The 12,699-nt window shown below is 53.9% G+C and carries 10 protein-coding genes; 4 read left to right on the top strand and 6 right to left on the bottom strand.

Features of this window, described 5'->3' with window-relative positions:
* Window positions 1–330 precede the first annotated feature (330 nt).
* On the top strand, window positions 331–939 hold the full coding sequence (gene rpsD, locus R3C20_02205) for a 30S ribosomal protein S4 (protein ID MEZ6039288.1): 609 nt from the start codon (window positions 331–333) through the stop codon (window positions 937–939).
* Between the two features lie 238 nt (window positions 940–1,177).
* A complete protein-coding gene (locus tag R3C20_02200; protein ID MEZ6039287.1) occupies window positions 1,178–1,576 on the top strand; it encodes a thioredoxin domain-containing protein in 399 nt (132 codons plus the stop codon).
* 30 nt (window positions 1,577–1,606) lie between these two features.
* On the opposite strand, the gene R3C20_02195 is transcribed toward R3C20_02200, so the two are convergent.
* From R3C20_02195 to R3C20_02170, 6 genes are all read right to left on the bottom strand, one after another.
* A complete protein-coding gene (locus R3C20_02195; GenBank protein ID MEZ6039286.1) occupies window positions 1,607–2,116 on the bottom strand; it encodes a metallophosphoesterase family protein in 510 nt (169 codons plus the stop codon).
* Window positions 2,097–3,143: a glycosyltransferase family 2 protein gene (locus R3C20_02190; GenBank protein ID MEZ6039285.1), complete on the bottom strand. Its 1,047-nt coding sequence runs from the start codon at window positions 3,141–3,143 to the stop codon at window positions 2,097–2,099. The genes R3C20_02195 and R3C20_02190 overlap by 20 nt, the downstream gene beginning before the upstream one ends.
* 43 nt (window positions 3,144–3,186) lie before the next feature.
* A complete protein-coding gene (locus R3C20_02185) occupies window positions 3,187–3,732 on the bottom strand; it encodes a MotA/TolQ/ExbB proton channel family protein (protein MEZ6039284.1) in 546 nt (181 codons plus the stop codon).
* Window positions 3,732–4,112, bottom strand: a complete 381-nt coding sequence (locus R3C20_02180; GenBank protein MEZ6039283.1) for a hypothetical protein — start codon at window positions 4,110–4,112, stop codon at window positions 3,732–3,734. The genes R3C20_02185 and R3C20_02180 overlap by 1 nt, the downstream gene beginning before the upstream one ends.
* A gap of 63 nt (window positions 4,113–4,175) precedes the next feature.
* A complete protein-coding gene (locus tag R3C20_02175) occupies window positions 4,176–7,328 on the bottom strand; it encodes a tetratricopeptide repeat protein (protein ID MEZ6039282.1) in 3,153 nt (1,050 codons plus the stop codon).
* Window positions 7,329–7,682: 354 nt separating this feature from the next.
* A complete protein-coding gene (locus R3C20_02170; GenBank protein MEZ6039281.1) occupies window positions 7,683–7,976 on the bottom strand; it encodes a transcriptional regulator in 294 nt (97 codons plus the stop codon).
* Between the two features lie 441 nt (window positions 7,977–8,417).
* Between R3C20_02170 and R3C20_02165 the strand changes: the two genes are divergently transcribed.
* Window positions 8,418–11,366 carry a hypothetical protein gene (locus R3C20_02165; GenBank protein ID MEZ6039280.1) on the top strand — a complete coding sequence of 983 codons (2,949 nt, stop codon included), beginning with the start codon at window positions 8,418–8,420 and terminating at the stop codon, window positions 11,364–11,366.
* Window positions 11,367–11,609: 243 nt separating this feature from the next.
* A complete protein-coding gene (locus R3C20_02160) occupies window positions 11,610–12,653 on the top strand; it encodes a DUF1559 domain-containing protein (GenBank protein ID MEZ6039279.1) in 1,044 nt (347 codons plus the stop codon).
* Window positions 12,654–12,699: the final 46 nt, after the last annotated feature.

The raw sequence follows: 12,699 nt of genomic DNA, 5'->3' as shown, positions 1-12,699 counted from the left end.
ATGCCGCCCGAATCCCGGTAAAACAGTGATGTGGACGGTTTGCCGGTGTTGATCGTTGCGACCCGTGACGATACTCTTTCCCGTCCTTCAGCTTAGAGCAAAATTGGCTGTCGGCATTACTCTGTACGTAGTCCCATATCAGCGGGCTACCTGTCGAGTTTTCCCAGGTGCAGAATTCATCCGATTTCTGCCCCGGTCGTTCTGGCGTTCAGAATGCCTTGATGATTCTGAAAGCCACCAGAGCAGCAGGGAAACACGGGTGACGGCACATCGAGCGTTTCGTTGTGCGGTGCAGAGCCACCAGAAAAATGATTGAGGTTTTAGAGCACAATGGGGCGTTACACCGGTCCGAAGGGACGAATCAACAGACGACTCGGCATGAATGTTTACGAGTCAGCAGGTGCCATTAAAGCGACTGAGCGAAAAGAATACCCACCAGGGATGCATCGTCGCCGCAAGAAGCCAACCACATATGGTTCGGCTTTGAATGAAAAGCAGAAGATCAAGTTCTACTACGGACTACGAGACCGTCAGCTTTTCAAGTACTTCGACAAAGCCCGACGTATGAAGGGCAACACCGGTGAACTGCTGCTGGTTCTTTGCGAATGCCGCCTCGACAACGTCGTCCGTCGCGCTGGATTCACTCTGACTCGCCCACAGGCACGACAGGGTATCGTTCACCGCCACTTTCAGGTCAACGGCGTCACCGTTAACAAGCCATCGATTCAGGTTCGGCCTGGCGACGTAATTACCCTGCGAAACCGCCCGAACATCAAGAAGCTGTACGCAAATATTGGCGAATCGGCCAATGCCATTGATACAGAATGGCTGAACATCGACAAAGCCGAAATGCGAGTGGTCGTGACAACACGCCCAACGTTCCAGGACGTGCAGCTTGTCGTCGATGTCGGTCAGGTTGTGGCATTCATGTCACGATAAAACACTCAACACCGGCAAATGAAATTGAAATCGAAGGACGTCGACACTTACGTGTCGGCGTCTTTTTTTTGTGGTATTTGATTCCTTGATGGTATCTGATGCCACCGACATAACCGTGAAAAGCTGAACGGCTTTTCTTTCGTCTCCGGGCGGTTCTACTCGCCCGGACGCGTTCAGGAGATAGGTTTCCAGCAGCAGACGGCTGTCCTCATTCTCAGCTTTCACGGAACTGGGCTCCATGGAACAACTGAACAAACTCATCACGCTGATTCTGTTTGTCGCATTTGCCGGTCTGTTATTCTTTGGAAAGCAACCTGCAACTGCAGTCCATGATCCATGGTTTGAGCAGGCCGTATTGAAATGTGATCGCCCGGTCGTGGTCAAGTTCGGGGCGGAGTGGTGTGGACCCTGCCGAAGTATGGACAGCGCACTCGATTCGCTCGAATCCACCTACTCACAGTCCGCACGCTTTCTGAGAGTCGATATCGACAAGAAGCCGGAAATCTTCAACGCCTACCGAAGCAGCGGTGGAATTCCGCAGATCATGATCTTTCGAAATGGAGAAGTTGTCGCACTGGAACGCGGTTTCGGCGGACAGGACAACCTCAACTCCTGGCTCGCCAGCAATCTGAAGTAGGTGGACCAACTTCTGGTGCACAACGAAAGCTCAGCGACGTTCTTCGGGCAATGATTTGATCTGCACCGACAGATCGGTTCCCGTGATCGTCAGCAGAGCACAAGTGAGTTGATCGGATGGTCTTCTACGAACACTCACGCTACCCGGGTTCAGAAACAGAACTCCGTTTCGCCAGTCTGCTTTGGCAACATGTGTGTGGCCGCTGATGACGCACACACATCCACCAGCCCAGGGATCGAGATCCAGATCGTTCAGATCATGCAGCACGTAGATGTACTGGTTGCCCGTGACAAGGGCATCCGTCTTCGGGATGCCGTCCCAGAGACTTCCTCGATCGCAATTGCCGCGGACAACCGTCAAAGGAGCCAGTTGTCTGAGCTCTTCCAGAATTGCAGGGTCACCAACATCCCCGGCATGAACAATCGCATCAACACTGCTAAAATACTCCGGGATGATCCCGGGCAGCATGCCATGCGTATCTGAAAGAACTCCTATGCGTTTGGGCATCGCAGCATCGACGCTATTCCGATGTATTGCCATCCGCTGATGTCTCCAGCGCATTGGACGATGGCTGCGTCTGCTTTGTGGTTGACTTCACGCTGAAACTGTCCACGGGATCTCCCGTATAGGCCACAATCAGTTCTGCCAGCAGCCCCAGCGAAAGCGCCTGGCCGCCGAGCAGGACGAATGCGATTGAGTAGGCCAGCAAAGGTCGACCGCCGATCGGGACCGCCGCAATAATGTGCAGGACGTTCATCAGGAACCAGAGAAGTCCCAGGTATCCAAGGCCGACGATACCAAGACCGAAGAAGAACAGCCCAACAGCGCCCAGAGCATGTTGAGGACGACGGCCGAAGCTCACCAGAAACGCGACAGTCATCAGATCCAGCAGCCCCCGCAGGAATCGACGAACTCCGTATTTCGAGTGCCCGAATTGTCGTGGACGATGATGAACAATCATCTCTTCAACACGGAAGCCGCGTGCCCACGCCAGCACTGCAATGAATCGATGCAGTTCACCATAGATGCGAATTTCCTGCGCCACTTCTTTGCGAAACATCTTGAGCCCGCAGTTATGGTCATGCAAATGCAATCCCGTCAGCGAACTCACCATCCAGTTGAAGACCCGACTTGGGTAAACTTTGTGCCATGGATCCAGCCGATTCTGCTTCCACCCATTGACGACGTCAGCGCCGGAATGCAGTTTTGCCAGCATGGACGGGATCTCAGCGGGATCATCCTGAAGGTCCGCGTCCATCATGAGAATGAATTCACCTGTTGCCTGACGCATCCCGGCAGTCAGAGCCGCAGCTTTGCCGAAGTTGCGGCGAAACCGAATACCTGAGACATTCATGTGCCGGTATGAGAGTGATTCGATGATCTTCCACGAAGAATCTGTGGAGCCGTCATCTATAAAGATGACTTCAGCGGAAATCAGAGATGCCTGCAGTACGGATACAATCTGACCAAGCAACTCACTTAGACTCTCTTCCTCATTCATCACGGGAATAATGATGGACAGGGAAGGACAGCTGGAATTCTCAGAAACTGAGTCTGATTCCTTCATGATATCGTGGCTTTCATGACATGTTCGCGACAGGGCAGATTCGCTATTCGACCGGATTGCGTTTTCTTGACGTCGGAGTTACCTGTGCCTGCGAGTCTGTTGGCGCTGTACGTTCCCGAAGTGATTCTCCTGAGATCAGATGAACCAGTTCCACACCAAGCTGATCCATTTCAAGAACCAGAGAATCGATTCGGCCCGCAAGATACATGTAGGCCGTTAACGCAGGGATTGCGATAAACAAACCCGTCGCTGTTGTCAGCAGCGCCATCGCAATACCACCTGCCAGCTGCTGAGCTTGTCCCATCGCGTCAGTGGTCGCAATATCATTGAACGCTCGAATCATCCCCGTCACGGTTCCCAGCAAGCCAATCAGGGGAGTCACGGTGGCGACGCCGTTCAGTACTCGTAGTCGCTTCTTCAGAAGGCTCACCTGGCGCTCACCACCATCCATGACTGCCTGTTCAATTTCGGCACTGGGGCGGCCCCACTTGCGAACACCGTGCAGGAAAACATCAGCCACAGGACTCCGATTCTGCTGACAATAGGAAATCGCTTCTGACTTCTCCATTCGTCCTGTTCGCAGATTCATCATGAATCGTTCAACGAACGCGCGTGGAATGACCCGGCGCCGTCGCAACATTGCCAGGCGTTCGATAGCGGACCACACAGCAATGACTGAGCGATCACAAAGACAAGCGTGAAGCCGATGCCCATCGCATCGACAATCTCCATCGGCGATGCGGGAATGGCTGATTTTGCGTTTGTCATGATTGACCGGGGCTGTGGTCCGTCTTCCTCAATTGCCGTTTCAGCCGGAGTTGTTTCTATGGCCGTATCGGATTGAGCCAAAAGTTGCCGGGAAGCGACCAGCAGGCCCAGCAGCAGGACGCTTAAACTGATGATTCGTGCCCGCGACGATCGAGAGGCAGACGCTTGCCCCTTCAACGAATGGTGGAGAATCCGATTCACTTTTTTATTACTTCCTGATGTCCGAAACAGTCCGTACGGTCAAAGAGCGACGATGAATGGTGTCTACTCCGGCAGTGAGGCGAGAGTTTTCTTCACTTCATCCATGAGTGGGGAATTCGGGTAGTCCTGAACGAACCGTTCAAGAGTTTTTCGGGCCTTTTCAACCTCCTTCAATTCAAGATCACAGCGGGCGACCTGGTGCAGGGCTTGTTCATGCCAGTCCCTGTAGTCGGCGTGATTGAATTGAACAGCATAATACTGCACCCTGGCTTCGGTGAAATTCCCCTGAAGAAAGTAGGTATCGGCCAGCAGAAACTGGCACTGAGCAGCCGTCTCGGTTTTTCGTCCGACGGGATCTTTGAGCACCATTTCAAAATATTCCCGAGCCTTTTCGAAATCCGGCGGTGCCTGCGTCTTCCATCGACGGCCCTGGATGGCACGCACTTGAAACAGAAAGGGAGATTCAGGTCGATGAGTCGTCAATTCGTCGGCAATGGTATCGATCACAGCGTAATCTTTCGCCGCAAATGCCGCCTCCGCACTGACGATCCAAACCCGATCGGTCCACGGGGCTTCCGGAATGCTGCCACTGACCAGATCTGCCCGCAGCGCCGTCAGGGTTTGCTGAGCTGCCTGGATGTCGGACAAACCGGCGCCGTTTCTCTTGAAGGATTCTGCGTTGATCAGTTTTATCAGGGGCGCGTACTGGCTCTCTGGAAAGGACATGAGAAACTGTTCCGTCTTCACACGGGCATCTGCCCAGTTGAATTCAGTCTCCAGAATGACACACAACTGATAGAGGGCATTTTCGTGCTCTGTCTTCCCGTAGTCCGGGTTCGCAAGCACGGCCTCAAATTCTGCCCGGGCGACATCACGTCGACCAGCGACCAATTCACTTTCGGCAAGTGACAGGCGAGCATGTCCGGCGTAGGGACTCCTGGGAAAACGATCCAGGAGCTTTCGATAGATCTTATCCGCAGTGGTGTACTGCTCTTCCATGGCATTCAGGTAGGCCCATTCGTTAAGAACACGATCCAGGCTGGCTGCCAGGGGAAACTGCATCACCAAAGATTCCCAGCAGGCATTCGCTTTTTGCAGGTTTCTGAACTCGCCATAAATTCGGGCGGATTCCTGCCCGGCATTGAATGCATAAAGCAGTGGTGGCCGGGTTTCCGCCTCCGCGGAAGCAGGGGACTGATTCTCCGTCAAACGTTGAAAGACAGACTCATACATTGTGGCAGCTCGATCCAGCTCACCAGCATCCTCAACACACTGGGCCTGCATATAAATTGCCTGAGCGAACTCCGGACGTTCCTGCACAGCTGCAGCAAAAGCACCAAATGCTTTTTCAGCATTCGAAAAATCTTTTGAATAGAACAGGCTCCATGCAATTCCACTCAGCCCGGCCTGTCTGACCTCCGAGTCTGTCGTGTTTGCCGCGGCCAGCCGGAAAAATGCTGCGGCTTCAGCGAACGCCTTCTGCTGGCTAGCCTGTTCTGCCGCTCTCAGAACCGCAATCCAGGTGCGAGATTCGTTCTTGTGATGCTCAATCAGAAAGTCCGCGTCTTTACGGGACGCCGCAAACTCTCGCAGCCCCGCTAATGCGACACACCGGGCGGCGGTTGCATCTGCGCGACGAGCAGAATCCCCGGACACTTCAAGGAAGACATCTGCCAGTGCCTTTGTGTCCTCGAAATTCTCAAGCTGCAAACTGCTGATCGCAGCCTGCACAAGTATTCCTGCCAGAGACTGAAATTCCGGCTTACGGAGATGGTTAACAATGGGTTTCACAACGTCAACGACATCGGCATCCATTTTCATACTCGAAAGTGCCTGTGCCACGTAGTAGCGGGCGACCAGATGCGTACGAAAGCCGGCATCCGCAGGGTCGGTGGATGTCGCATTCATCGCATTTCGAAACAATGGCAACGCCTCCTCGGCAGCAGACCTCGCCAGCCGGACCCGACCCTCGAGAATCTGGAAATCCGGCGATGCGGAGTTTTGCGAGTACTCCGCTTTCAATCGCATTAAATCACGCTCAGCCAAAGCTGGCTGGTTCAATTCCAATCGAAGGTCTGCCGCATTCATCAGACATCTTGCTGCGCTGCGGTCTTTGGGCCAACGCTCAACGAGATCTTCAAACAATCTGGCAGCGGTTTCGAGCTGCTTCTCGGATCGTTCAAATTCCGCAAGACTAATCAGAATATCCACGGCCAGTGGGGAATTCGCAGACGCGGCAGCTGCCTCCGCAAATGTTTTTCTTGCCTCATCCGGCTGGCCCGATTCCTTAAGTGCCCGGGCCATCATGAACAAGGCCTGCGTACCATTGGGACCATCACGACGCACCTGCTGGAGTCGGTCGATTGCCGCGTCGTACATCTGCACGTAGAACAAGGCAATTCCACTATTCAGCCTTGCCGAATCGTTCAGCGGTGAACCAGCAAACTGCGAAACAATGCTGTCGTAGGACTTCGAAGCCTCGATGTAATTCTGCTGGCCAAACTGGATCGTGCCGATTCTTGCCATCGCACGCGGTGCGAGTGCTGCTGTTGCATCGCCCGCGACTTCGCTGAAGACCTGAATGGCATCGGCAAATCGTTCCTGCCCTTCGTAAGCCCGCCCCAGCGCGAACTGAGCATCTCGCCGGATCGCTGTCGCCGAGGGCTGAGCAATGAGATCGCGCAGGACTTTTTCGGCTTCGACCCATTCACGTTTTGCGTTGTGGATGTCCGCAACGAACAAACGCGCCCAGGAAGCAAGTGTGTGCTGAGGGTGGAGCTCCAGAAACTGATTGAACTGTTTCAGCGCTGGCTCGTAATTCTTCAGATGGTAATTGCACTCCCCAAGCCTGTAGCGTGCATCCGACGACTGTGGACTATCCGGATCATTCTTCAGGTATTCTTCAAAATGCGGCCTCGCATCTTCGTACCGCTCAAGTGAGCTCAACGCCAGTCCCAGATACAGCTGCGCATAGCCTGCTCGTTCATGCTGCGGATGCTCCTTGAGAAATTTCTGGAGCGTTTCCGCCGCAAGTTCCCACCGCTCACTGCGGTACAATCCAATTCCCAGATTGAACTGGTCAGCGGCGTCGTCCCCGAGCGCCAATGTGCCGGAAGAAAACGCAATAACAGCGAGAAGGAATGCCATTCGCCAAAGCTCTGGCTGACCACGGAAACACAATGCGTACCTTAAGCTGGGCATGTGAAGTCGAATCATGACGAAGACTCACCGAATTGAACCAAACTTACACTGAACCAAAACTGCCATCATTCCGTGAATTCGCATCACCACAGATTGACTGTCACCGTAGCTCTGGCCACGTCGCCCGCACAGCCCTGATTGATTCTATGGCACGCATCTGAAGGTTCGAAGGGTACAGGCAGTCGATTTCCTCAACACTTCACGAATCTCCGCCTCGTTTTCTCAGGGAAAGTACCGGGACGCGGATTCCGCCCGTTCCTGTGATGCGCGCAACAAAAAACCTCGACGAAAGTCGAGGTTGTGAGGCTGGCGATGCGATCAAACCAACTGGCCGCAGACAACGGCCTCCTGTTCGGGTTCACCTGTGAATCAGAACCCCGTGTCTTCTTCTTCCAATTGAGCCTGCAGCTGATCGCGTTCACGACGGGTCGTTTCGAGATCGAACATCAGGTATTTGACATCCAGCCGCAGCTGCGAGAGCGCTTCCTGCACAAGGTTCAGAATACGGCGACGACGCTGGAACGACTCACAAACCCGATTCCATCCTGCTTCCAGTTCGTCCTTTCCGCCTCCCTGCATTCTGGACAAAAGGCGCTCGAATTCCAGCATCTCCGATGGCAGTGCTTCTGTTTCCGTCTCTTTGAATCGTTTAGGGGAAGTCATATCCATCGGCTCCTGCATGGTTTCCGCGGGGGAGATTTAAAATTGGATCGTTTCAGGGAGAGAATAAACGTTTCGTTGCCTGACTCGGGACCTCTCTGGCTCCGTTGATTCTGCATGGCTTCACCACGACGCTCAAGGATTTAACGGCAGACATGAGACTTTTTTTCAACGTTGTCTCGATTGCTTCAATTTGCACGACCCGACGCAAAACAGGCAAAACAGGCATTACAGGAAGGATATCTGACCCATCCGGAACCAATTGGCAATCTGACCTCGGTAAAAACCCGTGGCGAATGGTATGATTACTCCGATTCAGGTGTCAGAAACGGTACGATCGGACCGCCCGGTTCGCGCAAACCAACTGTCCCGGGCAGTCGTTTTAACCTCTGTACTCAGAATACTGGTCACGCGCTCTCAAGTCCCAATTGACTCAGGCATGGCATGAAACACGGATGTTTCACGATCCAAAACGGTTCTGCGCGATGGATATCTGCGCCCGCGCGATTCTTTCTGGTCGCAGTCGCCTGGTTGGCTCTCTTCGGACATTCACTCTCCGGTGAAACAGCGAACACCGAACAGGCCGCGTCTCCCAACAGGAAACTGCCATGGTCGGTCGGACCGCACCGCCGCACACTCGAAGTCACTGTGGAAACCATTACTCACAATGATAGACAAATTCAGCGGTTCCGACTGCAGAACCACGGACAACACGAACCTTTGATCCTTTGGTCTCCGCAAACCGCATCACTTTTGCACGACGAATTCTCAGCCTCTGTGGTACTGCACTCGACGACTGGCGGTATTCAGGTCGGTCTGAACGTCGTATTGCCGAACCAGTCTGACCCTCGAACCCGTCGCCCGCTGGAAACAGTGGTTGGTGGCCAACTGACCCGAAAACGTTCGGAATGGCTGACCCTGACTGTTGCCGGGACATCATCGGCGCTGGAAGGTCAACTTCGTCGTTTGAGGGCGGAACTGAATCGCTCTGACATCGTCGGTCGCGAAGCGTACGCGACGGCCATTGTTCTAATGCTGGAGGCTCCTCCGGGTGAGTCTTTCGTTGATATTGCCGTCGAAGAAACCGCGATCGGCCCGATCGTCAAACCCGTGAATGCTGTCGCCCAAACCATCCAGCCTGTCAGCCAGAAAGAGGATGACGCACAGCCGATGGAATCGGTGGCTGACTTCATTCCAATTCGAGTTGAGCTGAACCGCGTTCTTCTGGCTGACCAGCCTGTGATACTGCGTTTTGCTCCCGACCATGGCGAACCCATTCAGTCCATGACACAAATGGGACTTAATGCCGTCTGGATCCCCGACTGCGGAGCCGCAGAACGTGCTGCAAAGTTGCGGGAAGCGAATCTTGCGGTCCTTGCAACGCCGCCGCACCCTGAGTTTGAACCTGGAGACTTTACCAAACAACTTCAGTCGCTGCCGCCGCTTGAGCAACTCTGCCCCCATGCATCGGCATGGTACACAGGGACACGAGTTTCACCGGATGAGCTTCCGCATCTGCTCGCGTGGTCCCGCGCCATCCGCAGCGCTGATCGGCAGTTTCGCCGACCTCAGATGGCTGATGTCACAGGCGCTGAGGGGGCTGCGTCTCGCGAAGTCGATTTCGTTGGAATTGGGAAGCACGTCGTGGGGCGTGAGGAGAGCTTCGGCCAGTTACGCAACGAACTTTTTCGGCGACAGCGCATTGCTTCGCAGATGACGTTTCCCTGGACCTGGATTCAAACAGAACCATCGGCGTTACAGCAAACCTGGAGGCAAAAACGCGGTGCAACCATGCCTCACGTTGAGCCCGAACAAATCCTGCTGCAGGCACACGCCGCCATTTCATCCGGTTGCAAAGGAATTGGATTCTGGAAAACGCGGCCCCTTGAGATTGACGATGATCTCGATCGCGAGACCGCCATTGCCACAGAACTCGTCAGTCTGGAACTTCAGTTGCTTGAGCCATTCCTCGCAACCGGACGGGTTGATGGTCATCTCATGATTCACCCACCAGCCACCGAATCGTCCACCGTTGATACGGCAAGCGGGCGTTTCGGCCAGAGTCGATCTCTCATCCAGTCTGCCATTTCCAGTTCGCGAGTCACAACCAGCGCAATGGTGGATGAGGAGCCGGCAGGCCCTGACGCCGCAGTGATCACGAGTGGTCGATCGGTACTCATACTCCTGACCCAGTGGGATAAGAAGTCGCAATATGTCCCGCAGGCAATGTTTGACAAACAGATCAATATGATTGTGGCCGCCACAGAAACGGCATCGGCCTGGAGGCTTTCATCAACCGGCCTTCGCGCACTGCCGCGTGAGGTGGTTGCGGGGGGACTGAAGCTGACCGTTCCGGACTTTGACCGGCATGCAGCAATTCTGGTTTCATCCGACACTGATCTGGTTGCATCTCTTGAACGCAGGATCCATGACGTCGCAGCTCGCTCAGCAACGCTAACCGTGGAACTGGCCGATCTGAAACTACGCCGTATTATCAAAACCACCGAAGAGCTCCACGAGTTTGGCGCAGTCCCCACGCAGGTAACGCGATTATTCTCTTTAGCGCGGAACGCACTGGATCGTGGACACCACGAACTCAGTCAACTGGACTATTCCGAAGCAGCAGCACTGGGACAGCAATCTCTTCGCTACCTTCGCACGATTCAGGCAGACTGCTGGCACGAAGCGACATCAGGACTCTGCAGTCCGGCAGCTTCGCCGCACAGCATTTCTTTCGCCACGCTTCCGGATCATTGGCGAATGATGCAGCAGATCATTGACCGAAGCGAGTACCGGACAAAGAACCTGCTGCCGACAGGTAATTTCGAAAACATACAATTGTTATCCGAATCAGGCTGGCAAAAGACTGCCTCAGAAATCGTAAAGTATTCGACCACGGCGGACGTGGTTGTTGAGCAATCCCGATCAAACTCAATGCTGCAGATCGCAGCATGGCATCCCGGACAAACCGGTAAGGCCCCCGCTCGAAGTGACGTCACTCCGGTGGTCGTGACCAGCCCGGCTGTTGCGGTCCAGTCAGGGGACATTATTCGAATTTCAGGACGAATTCGGCGAGGCAGGGTGATCGTTCCCCAGTCCAATCGTCCCGTGCTTCTATTCGACTCGGAAATGGGCCCCGAAGCCGGTTTGCGATTGCCCGTTTCGTGGGAATGGGAACCCTTCGAGTTCTTTCGCGAAATTACGAAGGACACAACGTTCTTTCAGTTCTCAGTGGCTCTGACATGCTCAGCTGAAATCAACATAGACGACGTTTCCATCTCCCGATTCCCGGCCAGCAATGGGACAACCAGTCCACCAATCGCTGTCAAAGAAGCTGAATCGGAGATCCGCCCCGTCAAAATGACCGGAAAAATACGTCGAGTCGAAGACTGATGAATTGCTGCAGTTCCACCAGCAGCCGCACCATTTGCATATGCATGTTCAAATTCCTGACAGGTGACGTCGGCCCCCTTGACGACGGGTGTAACCGAAGATCCACACTAACTTCGCAAAACTAATTAATCTCCATGGTTGAAAGAGAGCTCCCCTCGGGCTTGATTGCAGGCGATCTATTAAGTTATCTATCCTCACGAAAACGCACCCTGTAAGTTCCCATTCCAGAATGAGGATTTAAACGTGAGCAAGAGAGCAAAACGTGGATTTACGCTGATCGAGTTACTTGTCGTGATCGCAATCATTGCCATCTTAATTGCACTGCTGCTTCCTGCAGTGCAACAGGCTCGAGAGGCGGCGCGCCGCACACAATGCAAGAACAATCTCAAACAGATTGGTCTGGCGATGCATAACTATGAAAGCACACATGGGGCATTCCCTCCCGCGGCTGCCACCAATTACGACGCATTTCACGGACCATCAGCATGGGTAATGCTGCTGCCATATACCGAGCAGTCTAATATTTATCAGGAAATCTCCAGCAAAGTCGGCTTTGGAAAGAACGGAGTCAATTTCTGGCTTGGACACGCCACAGACCCTGCGACGCAGGTTCTCCGACAGATTCTTTCTCAGGGTAAATTTGGATTCATGCGATGCCCTTCCAGCGCAATGCCGGAATCACAGGTCGTACAAAGCACTGAAATCCAATGGAGTTCTTATGGCCTGATTGCAGGGAGTGTTCAGAACGGGACTCCCTGGGATTCCAACGCCTTCAATGGGTCAATTGCATCCAGTGGGGGTGTATTCCCCGGGAACGTGGCGACCAGGATTCGCGACCTCACCGATGGCACCTCAAATACCATGATGGTCGGCGAGCAATCTGCATTTTTGAAACAAAACGGAACCATGAATACCACCAACACCACATCGTGCCCTACGAGTGGTCCATGGATGGGGGTTAAGAATCCTCGAATTCCCCGAGGCAGCACCTCGCCCAACTGCTTCTCTTCTAACTGCAGTCATGCGGCCAATCCATCGGACAGGGATGCTCGTTGCTACAACATTACAACGATCCGTGAGTCACCAAATCCGCCATTCGTAACAGGAGCTGCAGGCCGCTATCAACGTCAGCAGGCTTGCAACACACCACTTTCTTCATTCCATACCGGTGGAGTCCAGATTCTGCTTGCGGACGGAAGCGTTCGATTTGTCTCGGACAACATGAATTTGCCAACTCTGTTTGACCTCGCGGACAAGTCAGACGGCCACGTTCTGGGTGAGTTCTGACAGAGCATCCGCTCTTCGGCTCGACAGACACAAATCCCCGCGCTGG

Source organism: Planctomycetaceae bacterium (genome assembly GCA_041398825.1).
Lineage (GTDB): Bacteria > Planctomycetota > Planctomycetia > Planctomycetales > Planctomycetaceae > F1-80-MAGs062.
Note: the sequence above shows the minus strand (reverse complement) of the source record. Positions and strands in the feature narration are given on the sequence as shown.

Bases quoted from the DNA above. Each gene is read 5' to 3' on its own strand.
- R3C20_02175 (MEZ6039282.1), bottom strand. From the start codon at position 7,328: ATGATTCGACTTCACATGCCCAGCTTAAGGTACGCATTGTGTTTCCGT.
- R3C20_02195 (MEZ6039286.1), bottom strand. From the start codon at position 2,116: ATGGCAATACATCGGAATAGCGTCGATGCTGCGATGCCCAAACGCATA.
- rpsD (MEZ6039288.1), top strand. From the start codon at position 331: ATGGGGCGTTACACCGGTCCGAAGGGACGAATCAACAGACGACTCGGC.
- R3C20_02200 (MEZ6039287.1), top strand. From the start codon at position 1,178: ATGGAACAACTGAACAAACTCATCACGCTGATTCTGTTTGTCGCATTT.
- R3C20_02165 (MEZ6039280.1), top strand. From the start codon at position 8,418: ATGAAACACGGATGTTTCACGATCCAAAACGGTTCTGCGCGATGGATA.
- R3C20_02190 (MEZ6039285.1), bottom strand. From the start codon at position 3,143: ATGAAGGAATCAGACTCAGTTTCTGAGAATTCCAGCTGTCCTTCCCTG.
- R3C20_02185 (MEZ6039284.1), bottom strand. From the start codon at position 3,732: ATGAATCTGCGAACAGGACGAATGGAGAAGTCAGAAGCGATTTCCTAT.
- R3C20_02170 (MEZ6039281.1), bottom strand. From the start codon at position 7,976: ATGACTTCCCCTAAACGATTCAAAGAGACGGAAACAGAAGCACTGCCA.